This window comes from Archangium sp. Cb G35 (genome assembly GCF_001896145.1).
In the GTDB taxonomy this organism is placed as follows: Bacteria; Myxococcota; Myxococcia; order Myxococcales; family Myxococcaceae; genus Archangium; species Archangium violaceum.
Window position 1 is genome coordinate 248778 of record NZ_MPOI01000006.1, and the last position, 19433, is coordinate 268210.

Annotated in this window: 14 protein-coding genes and 1 tRNA gene; 5 read left to right on the top strand and 10 right to left on the bottom strand. The window is 69.1% G+C overall.

The window, feature by feature from the left end; all coding sequences use genetic code 11:
• Positions 1 to 88: 88 nt before the first annotated feature.
• The 4 genes from BO221_RS19850 to BO221_RS19865 all read right to left on the bottom strand — a co-directional run bounded on the left by BO221_RS19850 (position 89) and on the right by BO221_RS19865 (position 5385).
• Complete coding sequence (locus tag BO221_RS19850) at positions 89 to 982, bottom strand: ABC transporter permease (protein WP_083681208.1); 894 nt, start codon at positions 980 to 982, stop codon at positions 89 to 91.
• Positions 979 to 1953 (bottom strand): ABC transporter ATP-binding protein, encoded by a 975-nt coding sequence (locus BO221_RS19855; protein WP_073562051.1) that lies wholly within the window; start codon positions 1951 to 1953, stop codon positions 979 to 981. The genes BO221_RS19850 and BO221_RS19855 overlap by 4 nt, the downstream gene beginning before the upstream one ends.
• 10 nt (positions 1954 to 1963) lie before the next feature.
• A complete protein-coding gene (gene cyoE, locus BO221_RS19860; RefSeq protein WP_073562052.1) occupies positions 1964 to 2848 on the bottom strand; it encodes a heme o synthase in 885 nt (294 codons plus the stop codon).
• Between the two features lie 188 nt (positions 2849 to 3036).
• Positions 3037 to 5385 carry a tetratricopeptide repeat protein gene (locus BO221_RS19865; protein WP_073562053.1) on the bottom strand — a complete coding sequence of 783 codons (2349 nt, stop codon included), beginning with the start codon at positions 5383 to 5385 and terminating at the stop codon, positions 3037 to 3039.
• A gap of 187 nt (positions 5386 to 5572) precedes the next feature.
• Here BO221_RS19865 and BO221_RS19870 point away from each other — a divergent pair.
• The 4 genes from BO221_RS19870 to BO221_RS19885 all read left to right on the top strand — a co-directional run bounded on the left by BO221_RS19870 (position 5573) and on the right by BO221_RS19885 (position 11045).
• Positions 5573 to 5648 (top strand) — tRNA-Ala (locus BO221_RS19870).
• A gap of 95 nt (positions 5649 to 5743) precedes the next feature.
• Positions 5744 to 6355, top strand: a complete 612-nt coding sequence (locus BO221_RS19875) for a DUF2760 domain-containing protein (RefSeq protein ID WP_073562054.1) — start codon at positions 5744 to 5746, stop codon at positions 6353 to 6355.
• A gap of 18 nt (positions 6356 to 6373) precedes the next feature.
• Complete coding sequence (locus BO221_RS19880; protein ID WP_073562055.1) at positions 6374 to 8227, top strand: Hsp70 family protein; 1854 nt, start codon at positions 6374 to 6376, stop codon at positions 8225 to 8227.
• A 40-nt stretch (positions 8228 to 8267) separates the two neighbouring features.
• On the top strand, positions 8268 to 11045 hold the full coding sequence (locus BO221_RS19885; RefSeq protein ID WP_073562056.1) for an Hsp70 family protein: 2778 nt from the start codon (positions 8268 to 8270) through the stop codon (positions 11043 to 11045).
• 231 nt (positions 11046 to 11276) lie between these two features.
• On the opposite strand, the gene BO221_RS19890 is transcribed toward BO221_RS19885, so the two are convergent.
• From BO221_RS19890 to BO221_RS19900, 3 genes are all read right to left on the bottom strand, one after another.
• Positions 11277 to 12596 (bottom strand): hypothetical protein, encoded by a 1320-nt coding sequence (locus BO221_RS19890; RefSeq protein WP_073562057.1) that lies wholly within the window; start codon positions 12594 to 12596, stop codon positions 11277 to 11279.
• A 17-nt stretch (positions 12597 to 12613) separates the two neighbouring features.
• Complete coding sequence (locus BO221_RS19895; RefSeq protein WP_143195563.1) at positions 12614 to 13294, bottom strand: C1 family peptidase; 681 nt, start codon at positions 13292 to 13294, stop codon at positions 12614 to 12616.
• 192 nt (positions 13295 to 13486) lie between these two features.
• A complete protein-coding gene (locus BO221_RS19900) occupies positions 13487 to 14731 on the bottom strand; it encodes a type II CAAX prenyl endopeptidase Rce1 family protein (protein WP_073562059.1) in 1245 nt (414 codons plus the stop codon).
• A 28-nt stretch (positions 14732 to 14759) separates the two neighbouring features.
• Here BO221_RS19900 and BO221_RS19905 point away from each other — a divergent pair, with 28 nt between their 5' ends.
• Positions 14760 to 15512, top strand: coding sequence for a DUF4184 family protein (locus tag BO221_RS19905; protein WP_073562060.1), 753 nt, complete (start codon positions 14760 to 14762; stop codon positions 15510 to 15512).
• 67 nt (positions 15513 to 15579) lie between these two features.
• Here the strand turns inward: BO221_RS19905 and BO221_RS19910 are convergent, their stop codons facing one another.
• From BO221_RS19910 to BO221_RS19920, 3 genes are all read right to left on the bottom strand, one after another.
• Positions 15580 to 15984 carry a hypothetical protein gene (locus BO221_RS19910; protein WP_073562061.1) on the bottom strand — a complete coding sequence of 135 codons (405 nt, stop codon included), beginning with the start codon at positions 15982 to 15984 and terminating at the stop codon, positions 15580 to 15582.
• Between the two features lie 230 nt (positions 15985 to 16214).
• Positions 16215 to 18032: a bifunctional UDP-sugar hydrolase/5'-nucleotidase gene (locus BO221_RS19915; RefSeq protein ID WP_073562062.1), complete on the bottom strand. Its 1818-nt coding sequence runs from the start codon at positions 18030 to 18032 to the stop codon at positions 16215 to 16217.
• A gap of 45 nt (positions 18033 to 18077) precedes the next feature.
• Positions 18078 to 19373, bottom strand: coding sequence for a myxosortase-dependent phytase-like phosphatase (locus BO221_RS19920; RefSeq protein ID WP_158079880.1), 1296 nt, complete (start codon positions 19371 to 19373; stop codon positions 18078 to 18080).
• Positions 19374 to 19433 lie beyond the last annotated feature (60 nt).

The following is a 19433-nucleotide window of genomic DNA, read 5'->3' on the forward strand; positions in this document are numbered from 1 at the left end:
TCAGAGCGCGCATGGGCGGACAGATGTCATGGGGACCCCTCGTAACAGAAGAGAGGTCGCGGAACCAACGGAACGACGGCTATTCCGGCTATTCACGTCGAGTGATGCTCAGGGCGGCGAGCCCCAGGAAGGCAGTGGCGAACACGAGCAGCACCGGCACCTCGAGACCCGCGCCGGAGGAGGCAGTGCCCACGGCGAGCGAGGCCTCGGCGCCGTACAGCGCGCGCCGCACGCCCTCCACGGAGAAGCGCATGGGATTGAGGCGCATCACCCACGCCAGCAGCGGCCCGGCGCCCTTGAGGGGAAACATCGCACCGGAAAGCACCCACATGGGCAACAGGACGATGCTCATCACCGCGTGGTAGCCGGCGGTGGAGCGCACCCACCAGGCCAGGGCGATGCCCATGCCGGTGAGGCCCAGAGCGGAAAGCACCATCACCGTCAGCAGCAGCGGCACGTCCAGGGTGGCGGCCTTCACCCCGGCCAGCGGGGCGAAGAGGAGGAAGAGCGAGGCCTGCAGCAGCGCGATGGCCGAGGAGCCCAGCGCCTTGCCCAGCACCACCGACAGGCGCGAGCCCGGCCCGGCCAGCACCGACTGGAGGAAGCCCTCGCGCCGGTCCTCGATGACGGAGATGGTGGCGAAGATGGCGCTGAAGAGCACCACCATGGTGACGACGCCCGGGAAGGAGAAGCGCTGGTAGTCCAGGCCCTGGGCGCCCTCGACGCGGAACGAGCCGGCGAAGCCCGCGCCGATGACGAACCAGAAGAGGATGGGCTGGGCGAGCGCGCCGACAATCCGGCTGGGCTGGCGGAAGAAGCGCACCACGTCGCGCGCCAGCAGCACGCGCACGGTGGACCACTGCAGCGCGACCCCTCCCGGAGCACGCTCCTCGGCGAGGGCAGGAGCGTCCACGCGGGACACCTCCTGCTCCGCCTCACCCGAGGTATCGGGAGTGGGAAGAGTGGTAGCGGGGGCGTTCATCGACGGCGACTCCTGCGAGCGGGCTCGGCGGTGGGCTGGTCCGCGCCGAGCACCCGGCCGGTGAGTTGGAGGAACACGTCCGCGAGCGTGGGACGGCGCAGGGACACCGAGGCGAGCCGGCCGGCAGGGAAGGCCTCCACCAGCCGGGGCACCAGCGCATGCCCCTGCTCCACCTCCACCTGCACCCTCCCCTCCACCACGCGGGCATCCAGGCCCAGCCGCTGGCGCAGCTCGGCCGCGAGCGACTCGGGCTCCCGGGCCTCCAGGGTGAGGATGTCTCCGCCCACCCGCGCGGCCAGCGCCGCGGGCGTATCCGTGGCCACCAGCCGGCCCGCATCCAGCACCGCGAGCCGGTCACACATCTCCGCCTCGTCGGCACGGTGCGTGGTGAGCAGCACGGTGAGGCCCTCGGCATCGCGCAGGGCGCGCAGGTGGGACCAGAAGGAGCGGAAGGAGGCCTCGTCGAGCCCCTGCGTGGGCTCGTCCATGAGGACGATGCGCGGCTGGTGCACCAGGGCACGCGCCAGCTCCAGCCGCCGGCGCATGCCGCCGGACCAGGTGGAGACGCGCTCGTCGCCGCGGTCCTGGAGGCCGATGAGGCGGAGCATCTGCTCCACGCGCTCGTGGGCCCGCGCGCCCGTCAGCCCGTACAGGCGGGCGCCGAGCCGCAGGTTCTCCCGCGCGCTCATCAGGTCATCCAAGCTGCCGCGCTGGAAGATGATGCCCATGCGCCGGCGCAGGGCCGGATCGTGGAGCGACAGGGGCCGCCCCTCGAAGAGCACGCGCCCGGCGTCCGGGGAGAGGAGGCCGGCGAGCAGCTGGAAGGTGGTGGATTTGCCCGCCCCGTTGGGGCCGAGCAGACCGACGATTTCGCCCGCGCCCACCGAGAGGTTCAGCCCCTCGAGCGCCACGCGCGCCTTGAATCGCCGGGTGAGGCCGTCGAGCTGGAGCAGTGGCACCGCGGAGTGCATCATCCTCGAATCAACCGTGTCCCCCACTGTCGAGCATCAGCGCGGCGAAGAGGCCGGCCAGGTACAGCAGGCTGAACAGGAACGTCTGGCGCGCCCAGGGCCTTCCCAGGCTCCGGAAGAGGCCGGTCGCTCCCAGCCCGAGGAAGGACAGGCCCAGCACCACCGCCGCCGCCAGGTACCACGCCCCGGCGATGCGCAGCTGGAAGGGCAGCAGCGTCATGGGCACCAGCGCCACCAGGTAGAGGACGATCTGCAGCCGGCTGGAGTCCTCTCCGCGCTCCAGCGGCACGGTCTTGAGGCCGGCCGCCGCGTACTCGTCCTGGCGGAACAGGCCGATCGCGATGCTGTGCGGAATCTGCCACAGGAAGAGGATGGCGAAGAGGACGTAGCCGCCCGCGTCGATCTGCCCGGTGACGGCCGTCCAGCCCATGAGCGGAGGCAGCGCGCCGGGCACCGCGCCCACCAGCATGGAGACGGAGGTCCGCGCCTTGAGCGGCGTGTACGCGAGCACGTAGCTGAGCAGCGCCACCAGGCCCAGGCCCGCGGTGAGCAGGTTGGCGCCCAGGGCGAGCGCCGGCAGGGAGAGCGCCGCCAGGGCCAGCCCGAAGCCCAGCGCCACGCCCGGCTCCATGCGTCCCGAGGGCAGCGGACGGTTGCGGGTGCGCGCCATGAAGCGATCGCTCTCCCGCTCCCAATAGCAATTGAGCGCGTTGGCCGCGCCCACCGTGCCCGCGGTGGCCAGCAGCGTCACGAGGATGCGCGGCACCGTCAACTCGCCGGGCGCCAGCCACATACCGCCCGCCGCGGTGGCGATCACAAACCCGGACAGCCTCGGCTTGGTAAGGGACAGCAGATCCGAAGCGAAGCTCGACTCACTCAAGGCACGCGCGCTCACGCAGGACTCCCCAAGGCACGCCAGGCTCGCTGCTGACGCGGTGGGAGGCGGAGCGGACTCCGCCCGTGGTAGAAAACGCCCCTCCCCTTACACAGGGGGGAGTCGCACTTCAAGCAAACGGGCGCGGGATTTTCACCATCCCCGCGCCCGTCGATATCAGCACCGCTTGTCGGAAGCGGCAGTCCGGCTCACAACGCGCCGGCCTGCGCCACGTACTCGCCCTTGGGCGCGCACGTGATGTACTGCTGCGCCAGCGGCTTGGCCTTGGAGGCCTGCTTCGGGTCCTTCTTGAGGAAGGCCGCGTAGAAGTAGTAGGCCGGGCAGTAGTTCTCGTCCGCGTTGAGCGCCTTCTGGTACGTCTCGTCGGCCTTGGCGGGGTCGCCCTTGCCCTCGAAGACGCGCGCCAGCTCGAGCAGCGCGGTGGCGTTCCGGTCCGGCTGACCGATGAACTCGGTGCTCGCCTTCTCCAGCGACTCCTGAGCCATCGTCCACTCGCCACGCTCGCGGAAGATGGTGCCCATGGCCAGACGGGCCTCGGGGTTCTTCGCGTTCGGCTCCTTCACGGAGCGCTTGTACGCGTCGATCGCCTCGTTGAGCTTGTTCTGCTTGCGGTAGGCGTTGCCCAGCATGGTGAGCAGCTTGGGGCTGTCCCCCATGGTCTTGATGGCGGTGACGAGCGCCTCGGAGGCCTCCTTCTCGCCGCCCTGCTTGCCCATGAGAGCCTTGGAGAGCTCCACGTAGAACTGGGCGCGCGTGGCGTCGATCTTGATGGCCTTGCGGATCTCCTCGGCGGCCTTGTCGTACTCGTTCTCGGAGAGCAGCCGGCGGCCCTTGATGAGCGACAGCTCGGGGCTCGCCTTGTCCAGCGTGAAGCCCGTCTCCTCGGCCTTGACCAGCTCCTGGCGCGCCTTCTCCTTCTCGGCGGGCACCCCGGTGGCCTCGGCGAGCTTGGCCTGCTCGTCGGGCTTGAGCTTCTCCATGGACGCGGACACGCGCGAGATGAGCAGCGAGCGCGCCAGGTTGGCCGCCGCGAGCTGACGGGGCGACGGGGGCGGCTCGGCCTCCAGCAGCTTCTTGATCATCACCGCGGCCAGCCCGAAGTTGGCCTCGTCCTGCTCCAGCATCAGCAGGGACTTGCCGAGCAGCGACTCGTGGTGGTCCTTCTCGTAGCGCAGCGCGAAGTCGTAGTTCTTCCAGGCGATGGCGTCCTGGCCGAGCCGGCGGTACGCGGCACCCAGCGCGGCGTAGATGCGCGGGTCATCCGGAGACAGGCCCTGGGCCTTCTCCAGGTTGTCCTTGGCGCGGTCCAGGTCACCCGCGTTCATCTGGATGAGGCCGAGAGTGAGGTACAGCAGCGAGCTGCGCTTGCCCTCCTCGTCGAACTTCTTGACGCGGCCCTCGAGCTCGGTGAGCGCGTCCTTGCCCTTGCCACCGTACGTCTTGATGAGCGCCTCGGCGGCGTACAGGTGCGAGCTGATCTCCCCGCTCTTCTGGGCGGAGGCCAGGTGCTCCTCGGCGCGCTTGCGGGCGTCGTCGCCGCCGCCGTGCTCACCCCAGCGGATGGCGTAGGCGTAGGCCAGGTAGCCGTGGGCGGCGGTGGAGGTGTCATCCACCTCGAGCGCCTTGTCGGCCGCCTCGCAGGCCTTCTTGTAGGAGGCGAACGAGTCGTGCTTGAGCTGCTCGGTGGCGGCGTCGAGCTGCTTCTTGATCTCCCGGTTGCGCTGGGCGGCCAGGCGCCCCTGCCAGAAGTAGCCGCCCAGGATGAGGGGGACGGCGATCACCAGGCCGAGCGTGATGAACTTGGCGCCGCCGCCAGAACCCTTCTTGCGCGACTTGCGAGGCGCGTCGTCGTCGTCATCGACGTCATCGTCCTCGTCGACGACCACCGGCGCGGCGCGGCGGGCCGGAGCCGCGGGCTTCTCGGCGCGGGCCTTGGGACGCGGAGCCTCCTCGTCCTCCTCGGCGGCCACCGGACGCTTGCGGGCGGCGGCGGGAGCCGGAGCGGGCTCGGCGGCGGGAGCGGGCGCGGCGGCCACGGGCGCCGGAGCGGCCACGGGCGCGGCGACAGGAGCCGGAGCGGCCACGGGCGCAGGAGCGGGCGCGGCGGCCTGGGGCGGCTGCACCTGGAACTGCTGCATCGCCGCGAGGGTCTCGGCATCCGCGGGATCCACCGCGTAGGCCTTGAGGAGGTTGGCTCTGCCAGCCTCGCCCTCGCCGGTCTTCAGCTGCAGCGTTCCCGCCATGCGCAGCGAGGCCTTGTCATTGGGCTGCACCTGGAGCGCGCCGAGCACCTCTTCCAGTGCCTTCTTGTCCTTGCCCTGGTCCGCGTACACGCGGGCGAGGAGGAGACGAGGGTCCGCGCGATCAGGGTGGGCCTTCACCCCTTTCTTGCAAACGACCATCGCCTCCATGAAGCGGCCGGCTGCGAGGTACGCCTCGGCCAGCGGCTTGTACGCGTCGGAGGAAGGGTCGGACGCAAACGCTTGCTCCAGCTTCGTAATCTCGGCCGGGCTCAACTTCGATGAGGGAGTAGACATTCCGATTGGAAGCGCCTGATGGGAGGGGGTTCTTATGACACCCCGAGTTGCCGCGCGTCAATCGCGCAAGAGGCCCGGAAGATTCCCGGCTTGACACGTGGAATAGGGTCCTGTATCTGCCCGTTCGTCTTTCGGCGGCGGAGAAAAAGCCCCGCCGCTGAGACACGTTGGGACACATAGTGGTTGCGGGGGTGTAGCTCAGTTGGGAGAGCGTCGCGTTCGCAATGCGAAGGTCGTCGGTTCGATCCCGTCCACCTCCACCATGCAACAGAGAAGGGCCTCACTGGAAACAGTGAGGCCCTTTTCATTTGGGCTACGAGTGAATTGAAAAGCTCCAGGGGTCTGTTATCCGGAGCCGATGACCGACCAGCCTTCGCTCTCGTTCTTCGCTCGTTTCTGGCTCGCGTTCGTGTGCTTCTGGCGGATCTGGTTCGACCAGGCGTTCGCGCAGGCCGTACTGCCCGTGCGTGAGGCCGACAAGGCCGGCCAGTTGCCCGCTGGGACGCCCACCGAGCTGCCCGCCGGACAGCCCGCCCAGGAAAAAGCGCCGGAAAAAAAGGAGCCGGTTGCCGCGCTGCCCCCCGAGCGGGAGCACGCCCCGGCCCTCCAGTTCCTCTCCATGCTGCAGCGCGAGGGGCGGCTCATCGACTTCCTGCAAGAGGACGTGGCGGCCTTCCCGGACGCGGACGTGGGCGCCGCGGCCCGCATCGTCCACGAAGGGTGCCGCAAGGTGCTGCGCCAGTACCTCACGCTGGAGCCGGTGCTGCCCCAGTCCGAGGGCGACCGGGTGGACGTGCCCGCCGGCTTCGACGCCCAGCGCATCCGCCTCACCGGCAACGTGGCGGGCCAGCCTCCCTATAACGGAGCACTCAAGCACCACGGATGGGTGACCACGGCCGTGAAATTCCCGTCCACCAGTCCGGCGATGGATCCCCGGGTGCTGTCGCCCGCTGAAGTCGAGCTGTCCTGACACCAGATTGGAGCGCATATGGCCCGATACGCGATTGGAATCGACCTCGGCACCACGCACTCCGCGGTCTCCTACTTCAACCTGGAGGAGGCGAAGGCGCGCGGCGCGGCGCAGTCGATGCTGCCCATCCCGCAGCTGACGGCGCCCGGCACCGTGGAGGCCCGGACACTGCTGCCCTCGTTCCTCTACCTGCCCGGCGGCCAGGAGTTCCCCCCGGGGAGCCTGGCGCTGCCGTGGAACCCGGCCGCCACGAGCATCTCCGGTGAGTTCGCCCGCGTGCACGGGGCCAAGGTGCCCACCCGGCTGGTGTCCTCGGCGAAGAGCTGGTTGAGCCACCCCGGGGTGGACCGGCGCGGCGCGCTGCTCCCCTGGCAGGCCCCCGAGGAGGTGCAGCGGGTGTCTCCGGTGGAGGCCTCCACGCGCTACCTGCGCCACCTGCGCGAGGCGTGGGACCACACCTTCGCCCGGACGAAGGAGGACGCCGGCAACGCCATGGCCGCGCAGGACGTCATCATCACCGTCCCGGCCTCCTTCGACGCCGCCGCGCGCGACCTGACCCTCGAGGCCGCGAAGGCCGCGGGTCTGGAGAACATCATCCTCCTGGAGGAGCCGCAGGCGGCGCTCTACGCCTGGCTGGAGGCGCAGGGAGAGACCTTCCGCAAGCGGGTGAAGGTGGGCGAGGTCATCCTCGTGGTGGACGTGGGTGGCGGTACCACGGACTTCTCGCTCATCACCGTGCGCGACCGCGCGGGCGACGTGGAGCTCACCCGTGTGGCGGTGGGCGACCACATCCTCCTGGGCGGCGACAACATGGACCTGGCGCTGGCGCACACGCTCAACCAGCGCCTCACTGCCGAGGGCAAGAAGCTCGACGCGTGGCAGTTCAACGCCCTCACCTATGGCTGCCGCATGGCCAAGGAGACGCTCTACGGCGATCCGTCCATGGCGAAGGCGCCCATCGCGATTCCGGGCCGTGGCTCGTCGCTCATCGGAGGCACGCTGCGCACGGAGCTGGCCCGCGAGGACCTGGACCGCGTCCTCACCGATGGTTTCTTCCCGCCCTCCCCCGTCGCGGAGCTGCCGCGCGTGGCCCGGCGCACCGGCCTGGCGCAGATGGCACTGCCGTACGCGCAGGACCCCGCGGTGACGAAGCACCTGGCCGCCTTCCTCACCCGGCAGGCCCAGGCGCTGGCCAACTCGCCGGACTCGCCGGTGAACGTGGGCGGCAAGTCCTTCATCCACCCCACCGCCGTGCTCTTCAACGGCGGTGTCTTCAAGGCGGGCCCGCTCAAGGCCCGGGTGATGGAGGTGCTCAACTCCTGGCTCACCGCGGACGGTGGCCAGCCGGCCCAGGAGCTCGCGGGCGCGGACCTGGACCTGTCCGTGGCGCGCGGCGCGGCCTATTACGGCTGGGTGCGCCAGGGCCACGGACTGCGCATCCGCGGCGGCACGGCTCGCGCCTACTACGTGGGCGTGGAGACGGCCATGCCCGCAGTGCCCGGCATGGAGCCCCCGGTGAAGGCCCTGTGCGTGGCCCCCTTCGGTATGGAAGAGGGCACCCAGGCGGACGTGCCTCCGCAGGAGTTCGGCCTCGTCACCGGAGAGCCCACCAGCTTCCGCTTCTTCGCCTCTTCCGTGCGGCGCGACGACAAGGTGGGTGTGCTGGTGGACGACGTGGACGGCAATGACGAGTTCGAGGAGCTCGCCCCCATCGAGACGACGCTCCCGGGCACGCCCGCGCCGTACGGGGATCTCACCCCCGTCAACCTCCAGGCCGCCGTCACCGAGGTGGGCACGCTGGAATTGCGGTGCCTGCAGAAGGACGGCCCCGGGAAGTGGAAGCTGGAGCTCAACGTCCGCATGAAGGAGTAGAAGGAGCCCCGCGCGGCCAGGGAGGGCCGCCCGCACGCCTATGCACATCGTCGGCATCGACCTCGGAACCACGCACTGCGCCGTCGCCTCGGTGGACCCCTCGAAGGGCCCCACCGCTCCCGTGGAGGACTTCCCCGTCCCCCAACTGGTGCGCCAGGGCGAGGTCAGCCCGCGGCCCCTGCTGCCCTCGTGTGTCTACGTGCCCGCCGGCCATGAGCTCGCCGCCGGCTCGCTCCGCCTTCCCTGGGGAGACAGCGGCTCGCAGGTGGTGGGCGAGCTCGCCCGCTGGCAGGGGGCCCGGGTACCGGGCCGGGTGGTGACGTCCGCGAAGAGCTGGCTGTGCCACCCGGGCGTGGACCGTTCCGCTCCCATCCTCCCGTGGGGCGCTCCGGCGGACGTGGCGAAGCTGTCCCCGGTGGAGGCCAGTGCCCTGCTCCTCCAGCACATGGCCCGGGCGTGGAACCACGCCCACCCCGAGGCCCCGCTGGCACAGCAGGAAGTGGTCATCACCGTGCCCGCCTCCTTCGACGAGGCGGCGCGAGCCCTCACGGTGAGCGCCGCGCGCAAGGCGGGCCTGGAGAAGTTCACCCTGCTGGAGGAGCCGCAGGCGGCCTTCTACGACTACACCGCGCGCCACCGGAAGGACCTGGCGCAGTCGCTGGAGGGCGTGCGGCTGGTGCTGGTGGTGGACGTGGGCGGTGGCACCACGGACTTCACCCTGGTGCACGCGGGCGTGTCTCCCGAGGGCCCCATGTTGCGGCGGCTCGCGGTGGGCGAGCACCTCATGCTCGGCGGCGACAACATGGACGCCGCGCTCGCCAAACGCGTGGAGGAGAAGCTCTTCCCGGACGGCAACCGGCGCCTGTCCGCCACCCAGTGGACCCAGGCCATCCAGGCGGCGCGCACCGCCAAGGAGGCCCTGCTCGGCAACAACCCGCCCGAGCGTTATGGCGTGTCGCTCGTCTCCGAGGGCAGCCGGCTGCTGGGCGGCTCGTTGTCCACGGAGCTCACGCGCGAGGAGGCGGAGAGCCTCGTCATGGACGGCTTCTTCCCGCGCTCGGGTGCGCAGGAGCGGCCGCGGCGCGTGTCTCGCATGGCGCTGCAGGAACTGGGACTGCCGTACGCGCAGGACGCGGCCATCACCCGGCACCTGGCGGCCTTCCTCGCGCAGCACGCGGCGGCGGGCTTCGCGGCGCTGGGAGAGACGGCGCCCGCGGAAGGAGCCCTCCCCCGCCCCGACGCCATCCTCCTCAATGGAGGTGTCTTCAACTCGCCCCAACTGGCCGAGCGGCTGGTGGAGGCGGTGAGCGCGTGGTGGCCGGGGGCTCCGCGCATCCGGCTGCTGAAGCACGAGTCGCTGGAGCTGGCGGTGGCGCGCGGCGCGGCGTACTACGGACTGGTGCGGCGCGGGCACGGCCTGAAGATCGGCGGCGGCGCGGCGCGTGCGTACTACGTGGCCCTTCAGCGGCCGGCGGATAGCACGGAGCAGCCGGTGCTGTGCCTCATTCCGCGAGGCTTCGAGGAGGGTAACCAGGTCGACATCGGAGAGCGCTCCTTCACGCTGACGCTGGGGCGGCCGGTGCAGTTCACGCTGTACTCCACCACGAGCGACCGCATCGACAAGCCGGGCGACGTGGTGCCGCTGACGGAAGAACTGAAGCCGCTGCCGCCCATCCACACGGTGCTCAAGGGCGCCGCGGGGAAGACGGCGGAAGTGCCGGTGCACCTGCAGGCGGGGCTCACGGAAATTGGCACGCTGGAGCTGTTCGCCGTGTCGAACGTGGCGGACGAGCGCTGGCGCCTGGAGTTCGAGCTGCGAGGCACGAGCGGCGAGCGGGAGCTGACGGTCACCGAGTCCATGCCCGCGCGCTTCGCCGAGGCGAAGGAGAACGCCGAGCGGGTATACGGCAACAAGCCGCTGCCGATTGGCCCCAAGGATGTGAAGCAGCTGTCGCGCACTCTGGAGAAGGTGCTGGGCCCCCGCGAGACGTGGCGGGTGCCGGTACTGCGCGAGCTGTGGAGCACGCTCTTCGCGGGGGCGTCCAAGCGGAGGCGCACGGCGGACCACGAGCGCGTCTTCTACAGCCTGACGGGCTACACGCTGCGGCCGGGCTTCGGCTACCCGCTGGACCACTGGCGTGCGGAGCAGACGTTCACGCTCTTCGAGCCGTTGGTGCAGCACCACACCGAGAAGTCGGTGTGGATCGAGTTCTGGGTGATGTGGCGGCGCATCGCGGGAGGCCTGAGCGAGGCGCAGCAGCGGAAGCTCTACGACTACCTGAAGCCGCACATGGCGAGGAAGGTTCCGCCGGACGCGCCGCAGCCGGCGGGCAAGCTCAAGGGCATCCTGCCCGAGGGCCTGGACGAGATGGTGCGCACGGCGGCGTCACTGGAGCACCTGGAGCCGGGAGACAAGGCGGAGCTGGGCGGCTGGGTGGCGGCGCGGCTGAAGGCGGAGAACAAGAGCGGTGGCCCGTGGGCGTGGGCGCTGGGACGCCTGGGCGCGCGAGTGCCCCTCTACGGCAGCAGCCACAAGGTGGTGGACGTGGATGTGGCGGAGGCCTGGCTGTCACTGCTGTTGGAGCTGGACCTCAAGCACATCGACGGAGCCCCGTTCGCGGCGGCGCAGCTCGCACGGCTGACGGGAGACCGCATGCGGGACATCAGCCCCGAGCTGCGAGCGAAGACAGCCCAGGCGCTGCGAGCGGCGAAGGCAGCGGACACCTGGGTACAGATGGTGACGGAAGTGGTGGCGCTCGAAGCGGCGGATGAAGCGCGAGCACTCGGCGACACCCTGCCCGCGGGCCTGCAACTGTAACCAGACCCCTTCGCGGACGTCCCTAGAAGCAACATCCCCTCTCCCTGGGAGAGGGACGGGATGAGGGTGCCTAGTACTACTGTGTCATAAACGTCTGGACTCCCTTCGGAAACGCCCTGCTCCAGCGGCTCTGCCAGCACACCGTATTCCGAGTGAGAACAAACTTTGTGACATAGCAATACTAGGCCTCGGGTTTGAAGCCGTACCCTCTGTGTCAGAACTTTTCCGAACCTACCTCGTCAAACTCTCGAGTTCTGCCCGGGCCTTCTCGATCGCCACCAACGCCTCAAGAAGCTCCTTCTGCTCTTTCGCGGCCTCAAGTTCCGAGGGGCCCTTCACCGCTTTCACTCCTGTCGTCAGCAAAGATCCTCCTGCTTCAATTGCACTGGTTGGGTCGACGGCGTCGCCCGTCAGCTCGATTGTCTTCAGTTCTCCGGTGGTCGGATCGAACACAATCTTGCTCTCAACCGTTGCTTGACTCACGCGAGGCAGGCATGCGACCTGCCCGAGTTGCGGGATCCATTCCTGACGGCGCTCCGAGACATCTCTTGAGACATTGTTCGAAACGTCCCGCACCACCACTGTCGCAGGAGCGGGGCGGCGGTAGTGATAGCTCCAGCTATGATTCGTCTTCCCATCCTTTGAGACAGCAGCACAACCGGCTGGCGCGTTATTCCAGCCCCACGCCTCCGCCAGGATGTTCAGTGACACCTTGTGCCCCACTTTAAGCTTATTGGGAGGAGTCCCAACGGGTTCGAATTGAGTGGATTGGAATTCGGGAGGAACGACGCAGGTCGCTCCCTGGCTCGTCACACCACCCGCTCCGGTCCACGAGAGCAGTTCCTGGGCGTTTGCCTTGCTCACGTCGACATCGCAGACGATCGTGCCTACCGTTGCCTTCGTTCCGGTGAAGGCGCTCTCCATCGCGAACAGGTCGGCCTTCAGCTTCGCCTCCTTCATCTCAAGCACCTCTTTTGTGCTCGCCCCATCGAGTGGCCCGCGAAGGTTCAAAAGGTACAGCCGTGCCGTTTTCACTGAACCACTGAGGTCAGTGCACGCATTATCAGTTGCCTTGGTTCCACCAAACCCGAAGAAGCTCCCAACAACACTAGCTCCGAGTTTGGCGAATGATGTCGCGTAGGCGCTGGACATGTCTTCGGAGCGGAAACTCGCTTCGGATGCAATGCCACCCGGCGCCCAGGCAAGCGCAAGCTTCTGCTTTCTTGGAATTTCTCCCCCCTCAAGCTCGACACGATAGACTTGGTCGAGGTCGGGCACCGGATACGTGCTCCACTTCACGGCAGACACGCTCAAGGTCGGGCCCTTGTACTGCGGGGACGTCAACCCCAGTTCCCCCCCCTTATCGAGGCAGCGCGCGGTATTGTCGTACTCGAACTTCGTAACGGTCAACTCTACCCGGACCCGCTTGCGAGGCAAGACGTAGACAATCGCACCGGCATCAAGATCGGATAACTTCACAGGCTTGACCTCGGGCAAACTGCCCGCACATGCAGTGCTAAAGATCAACGCCAGGACAGGAATCTTCCGCATCGTTACTCCTCCTCATGTTATGCAACATCGGCTCGAGCTTGAGGATCGATGACCCAGCTCTCAACAACCAAGCTCGAATCAGCGAGCCGTTCGGGTAGCCACCAGTGCCCGGCCTTGCCGATTCGGTCGCCACGGGAATCACGAACCAAGAACGTACCTTGGGACCAGCCCACCACCAGCACCACATGCTTATCCACCGCAGGACCCATCCCCGGCTGCAACACATCCTCGCCATCGAATAGGCGCTCGTAACCAGGGGGGATATCGAGCCCCACCATGACTGGGACGCCACGCGCGAGCGCAGCCTTCCAGCGCCGCGCCTGTTGACCCGGCGGTACCCTCAAGTACTGCCAGGGCAGCACTTGTAGTCGAAATGAGGCAGCAGCGAAGTCAACGGTGGACGAGGGGCGCTCCGCGGCCACCACCGGGGTCAAGGGCAGATAGGGATCGATCGCCGGTAGGTGGACGGCCAGCGGCGCTACACCAATCGTCCGCGCGACCTGCAGGCCGTGCCGTGGATCGACCAGCGTGATTGCCGGGGGCAACGGTCGGGCGTGCCAATAATGGTGTAGCGGCGAAAGCTGGACAGGATTCCCCGCCGCAAGGAGCAACGACTCCATCGCACCAACGATGGCCATCGACACACAGCAGGGCACGTCACCCTGGTCGTACGGAAGAAAGGGCTGGGCGACGCGCAAGTCCCCACTCGGATAGGACCAACCACGCCAGACGGCATCCCGCCCGTCCCAGGCACTGCGCTCAAAGCCAGACGGTACGGACCAGATCATGCCACAATCCCCTCGCTGCTGCCGTGACTGTAGGAAGTCCTCATTAACGAGCCCAAATTCTTCACCATGCCCGCTGGAGCCTCTTCAGCACGTGCGCTCGGCTCAAGGAGCCGGAGTCCTCGGTGCGGTGATCTTCTCGAGCATCCCTGATCTCTGGAGCCAGAGCATCAACGTGAAGTTGATCGTATTGAACGCCGCATGCGCCAGCATGACGGAGGGCAACCGGAAGCGGCGGACGAAGACGAAAACGAAGCCGAAGTAGGCGCCGAGCACTGCGGTCTGCACGACAGCGAGGACGCCTTCGTAGAAGTGCCCCAGCCCGAAGAGCGCGGCCGAGAGCACCACCGCGGCGGGCCAGTTCCCCAGGAGCAGCTTCAACCTCGGGACGAGGAAGCCTCGGAAGGCGAGCTCCTCGAAGCCCGCCACGAGCACCATCGCCGCGGCGAAGACCGGCACGCTGAGCCCCATCTCCACGAGTCCCGTGGCCACTTCCTTGCGAGCCACGAGCTCCTTGTCGGTGAGCTTCAAGAACACCCCCAACAAGGCGAGCGGAATGGAGGCGGCGATGTTGGCGGCGTACGCGCCGACAACGACGGGAACGGAGATGAGGAGCTCCCGCCCCAGCCCCTCGCGAACGAGCCCGAGCTGAGCCGGCCCCTGCCCGTCCCTCCAGAGCAACAGCCCCACGAGGAGGCTCACCCCGAGCGCACGCAGACACAGCCACAGAATCGCGTCGGGCTTCTTGAAGGGACTGGCATTCGGCGTGGGCCCGACAGGCACCTTCACCTCGCTCATCTCGCCTTTGCGCTGGACGATGAACCGCATCTCGGTGCTGGCCCCGTCTCCCGCCGTCCGGATGCGCTCCTGGAATTCCTCCTCGGGAGCCGATGAGGACAGCATCTGACCATCCACCCCGAGGATCCGGTCTCCCACCTCCAGGCGGCCGTCCGCCGGCGCTCCCGGCACCACACGCGTGATCTCCACCACCTTCTGCACGTCCTGCCCATCCCCCTCCACGGAGACACCCTTGTGCTGCACGCCGAGCCGGGGCGGAGGCACAACCCCCTCCCCTCCGAACCAGCCACTCGCCATGGAAGCCCCGAGCGCCAGCCCGAAGAGCAGGACAGTGCCCACTGCCCGAGGCATCTGGCCCGCACGCCAGTCCACCCAGGGACGCAGGAGGGCGAGCCCCCAGGCGGCCAGGAGGCAGGTGATCACGAGGCGTGGCACCAGGCCGACCAGGGCAAGAGACCCCGGAACGAACACCGTGACGAGCACGAGCGCCGCTTCGGACAAGGCCCGCCGGCGTGAAGGAGCGTTCTGGAAGAGCTGAGCGTCGTTGGACACGCGCCCAAGCTACTATCATCCGTGACGAATGCCCCTCACCCTGCCCGCCCATGCCGCCGCGATCCTGCCCCTGTGCCGGTTCCGCGGGCTGCCCCCGGCCGCGCTCGTGGTGGGAGCCAGCGTCCCCGACCTCGCGTACCTGTTCGGAATGGGCTCGGGCAGCTCCCACACTCCGGAGGGATTGCTGCGCTTCAGCCTGCCCGTGGGACTGATCCTCTGGGTGTGGCTGGAGGTGCTGGTGCTCCCGGTGCTGCACCGCACGCTGCCCTCCGTGGGCGGTGTCCAGTGGGGCCGATTCCTCCGCACCCGGGGACTCCCTCGCGGCGCGCGGGCCTGGGCCCTGGCGATCCTCGCGCTGGGGCTCGGAGCGGCCACGCATGCGATCTGGGACAGCTTCACCCACCGCTACCGCTGGCCCTCGAGCGTGCTCTTCCCCGGCAACCCGCTCACGCTGGGCCCCTGGGAGCTGCCGCTCGCCACGTGGCTCCAGCACGGCTCCTCGGTGGTGGGCTCGCTGGTGGTGCTGGGATTCCTGGCTCGCCACTACGCCCGACTGCCCGAGGCGCCCGGAGGCCGCTGGCGCGACTTCCTCCTGGTGCTGCTGCCCACCGCCGCCTTCGGCGCGTTGCTGCTCGCACCGAGGCTGGCGCACGCCCCGCCGTCAGGACCGCTCGACCTGAAGCTGAAGTGGGTGCTGTGGCACGTGCTCGACGGAGTCCTCGCCGGACTCACCCTGGGCTGCGTGCTGGCCCGACGCCGGGCCGCGCCAGCCCCTGGGTAGATCCCTCCATCCAGGGTCGAAGCGAAGCGCTCCGCCCCTCGGAGGGACACAGCCAGGCTGGATCAGTTCAGCCCTGCGAGGCGACGGCGACCGGGGCCTCTTCCTCGGCGGAAGCGGCGGCCGGAGCCGGCACCACCTGGAGGTTGGGCGCGACGGCCGCGGGAGCCTCGGCCACCACGTTCATCGTCTCGGTGGCCTTGTCATCCTTGGGCTTGCGCGTCCCCGCGCCCGAGCGGCACCCACGGCACCAGGGCTGATTGCGGATGGCCCCGTCCGCCATCTTGCGCAGACCGAACTGCGCGAGCGGCTTGAGCGTGCGGCACTTGAGGCACATCAGCGAAATGAGCACCTCGTGCCCGTCGGCATCGTAGACCGCCGACTTGCGCCGCTTGCGCGGCTGCCCCGGCTCGCGCGCCGTCTTGGCCTCCTTCGAGGCCGGTGGCGGCATCATCGGGGTAACCTTGTAAAGCATGTGTGTCCCTCCCAGCCGGCGGCCGCGATCGGTGCCTTCCAAGGCTTCCCGGATCACGATGCGCCTCCCCTAGACTAAGGAGGAAAACGGTCGTTGAAAACTGATCCCAGGCCGATTTTTCGGCCCAGGATGGGATCCCTCCGGATCTCGGCCACTTGCGTGGACTCCCGGGGGAGGCGCAATCGCGCCCGAGCCGATTTACCGGCCCGCGCGCGATTCCGTGCCCGTTGTCAAGGGCGCTCGGAACGAACTCCAGCGGCGTCCTTGGAGGGGCACACCGCGCCCTCATCTACGAAGCTGATGCGGCCTGTAGCGGGCGCGGAGATGGCCGTGCCCCGGCCCTTCCACCAGTTGGCGAGCCCATCCCGGAGGATCACCTCGCGGTCGCTGCCCAGATCGATGCGCTCGGCGGGCAGTTGCGACAAGACCGGAGCCAGCCCGCCGGCACCCCGCGCCAGGAAGTCCGGCATGACCACCCGGTAGAGGCGGCCGGACTCGAGCGGCTTGCCATCCGCCAGGGTGACGTCGCGCAGTCGCTCGGGGCCAGGGCAACGGGAGAGCTTCACCTTCAACCCGGACTGCTGGAAGACGCCGGAGCCCGAGCCATAGGCGGCCGTCAGCAGGCGCCGCAGCTCGTCCCCGTTGACGGTGACGATGGACACCGTGTTGTCGAACGGCAACACCTCATAGATGTCGCCGTAGGTGAGCGTACCGGCCTTCACGTTGGCGCGCAGGCCGCCGGAGTTGAGCAGCGCGATGTCCGCCTTCTCCATCTCCCGCAGAGCGTCCGTGAGGACGTCACCGAGCGCGCTCTCGGCCTCGTAGTTGCGGCCCAGGGGCGCGGTGACGGTGACACCGAGGGACTGGCGCTGCACCTCCTCCACGCGGGCGAGCGCGGGGGCCACCAGCGCCTCCACCGCCTTGTCCGGCTCCACCGTGCCCCCGAGGAACGTGGCGGGCACCAACTGCGCCGAGGCTCCCACGTCCTTCAGCTTGCGTGGATCACAGTGACCCGTCGTCGCCTCCACCTTGCCGCACACCGGAATGGCGGCCTGGATGCGGGTGCTCGCGGGCACCACCTTCCGGCTCACCGGGTCCACGAAGAGCTCCACCACGCCGAAGGAGCGGCCCAGGCCCGAGGTGGACAGGACGGGCACGTCCTTGAAGAAGTGGCCCATGGGCTGGTGGGTGTGGCCGGCGAAGACAGCGTCCAGGGTGCCCGCGGGCAGCGCCTCGACGAGCTCCACGATCTCCGCGTCCTCGCGAGCACAGCTCGAGGTATCGCGCGGGTTGGAGAGGTCCGAGCACTTGCCACCCGCGTGGGCGAGGCCCACCACCACCTCGGCGCCCTGGGCGCGCAGACGCTTCGCGGCCTCCAGCGTGGTGGGCAGCATGGGCTCGAAGCGCAGGGAAGCCACGTGGGTGGGGTTGGAGATGCGCGGGGTGCTCGGGGTGGTGAGGCCCACGACGCCCACCTTCACGCCCTTGAGCGTCACCAGCAGCGTGCCGTCATTGCCGAGCCACGCGGGGGACTGGCCAGAGGCCGCGTCGCGCACGTTGACGGTGAGCAGCGGGAAGCGCGCCTGGCGGATGCGCGCGGTGAGCGCTCCGACGGCGTCCTCGCCCGGCCCGGGCACCGCGCGGGGGCCCACCGGCCCGTAGTCGAACTCGTGGTTGCCGAGCGCCGCGGCCGCGTAGCCCAGCTGGTTGTAGACGTCGATGACGGCGGCGCCCTCGGTGAGGTTGGAGGCGAGCGTGCCCTGGAAGAGGTCTCCCGCGTCGAGCAGCAGCACCCCGCCCGGGTTGTCCGCGCGCAGCCGGGCCAGGTAGCCAGCGAAGACGGCCGCCCCTCCCTGCTCCACCTCGAGCCCACCGGGCAGCGAGGTCTTCTGGGGCATCAGCCAGCCGTGGAAGTCATTGGTGGCCACCAGGGTGAGCCGCACGGGCTCGGCGGAAGCCTGGAGGGCCTGGGAGGAAGGACGCGGAGCGCTGGCACAACCCGCGGCCACGAGGGCCGCCAGCGCGAAGAGGAGTCGGGAGGAGTGCATGCGGGCGGCGAGTTGAGCCCAGCCGCCCCCCGCAGGCAACCCGCATCACGCCCTGGGGCGCCGGCGCGAGAGCAGCAGCACGCCCGCCAGCACGAGCAGCACCGAGCCCGGCACGGACACCGAGGAGCAGTAGCAATTGAGGCCGTTGTCGTTGTAGCCCGGCGGCAACGGGCCCGGCTGTGCCACCGGCGGAATGTCGGGGCTCGAGCCCCCGTTCCCCCCATCTCCCGTTCCAGCGTCCGGCGTGCCTCCATCCGTGGGCGTGGTGGGATTGCCCGTGTCCACGACGAGCGGCGTCGTGAAGCCGGTGGCGATGGACTGCCACGGAACGAGCTTGAAGTTCTCGTTGCCGCCCGTGGCGTTGGTGCTGTCGTGCACGGCCACCATCCCCAGCGGAAAGCCCGTCAGGGGCCGGTTGGTCACCACCACGTGGCGCGGACGATCCACCGCGTCGATTCCTCCGTCCTGGGCCACGGTGAAGCTGCCCCGGAGCGTATGGGCGGAAGGCTGGCGCTCGTAGATGCGCACCGCGTTCGCGCCGCCACTCACCGCCAGCAGGTAACCCCGGGCTCCGGACGCCGTGTAGAGGGCCACGCCGCCCAGCGGTGCATCGAGCCCTCCTCCGTTTCCGGTGGTCCCATCCACCAGGAGCCGGGCATCCGCGGCGTCGGGCTCGGCGCCGTACTGCCAGATGCCATTGCCCTGCTCGACGACGTAGAGCGTGCGCTGGGTGTCGTCGACGGCCAGGCCCACCACGGAGTCCCCCACGTCGAAGGTGCGCACCGGGGTGACGCCGACGCCTCCGTCTCCCACCTGCCCGGTGAGCTCGTACTGCGCGACAACGCCCGTGGCACTCCCGGCGAAGGCGAAGAAGCGTCCGGTGGTGGGGCTCACGTACAGGGCCACGCTGTTGGGCACGAAGCCCGTGGTGCTGATGGGGGACAGCCCCGCGCCACGCAGGCCGAGCGTCGTGGGATCGACGATGTACGCCACGAGCGCCTGGAGGCTGGGGTTGGCCACCATCACCAGGGACTGGGAGATGCCCGTCACCTGGACGTTCTCCTGCACGTCCACGCCCGCGGCCACGCCCTCGGAGGACTGAGAGAACAGCAGGGTGCCCGAGGTCCGGTAGACGAGCAGCCCGACCTGGTTGTCCGCCACGAGGAACAGACTGTTGGCCGGGTCCGTGGGATGCACCCACAGGGCCGCGCCCTGCACTACGGCCCCAGCGCCGAGCACCTGCGCCGTTTCCAGAGAGGGCGGCACCTGGATGTTCTGCTGGGCCAGCGTGGGCAGGCCGGCGAGCAGGCCGGCCACGATGAGAAGTGTGCGAAAACGCACGACGGCCTCCTGGGCGGAATTCGAGCCAACGTGTTGGCCACACGCCCCTGCCCGCGCAAG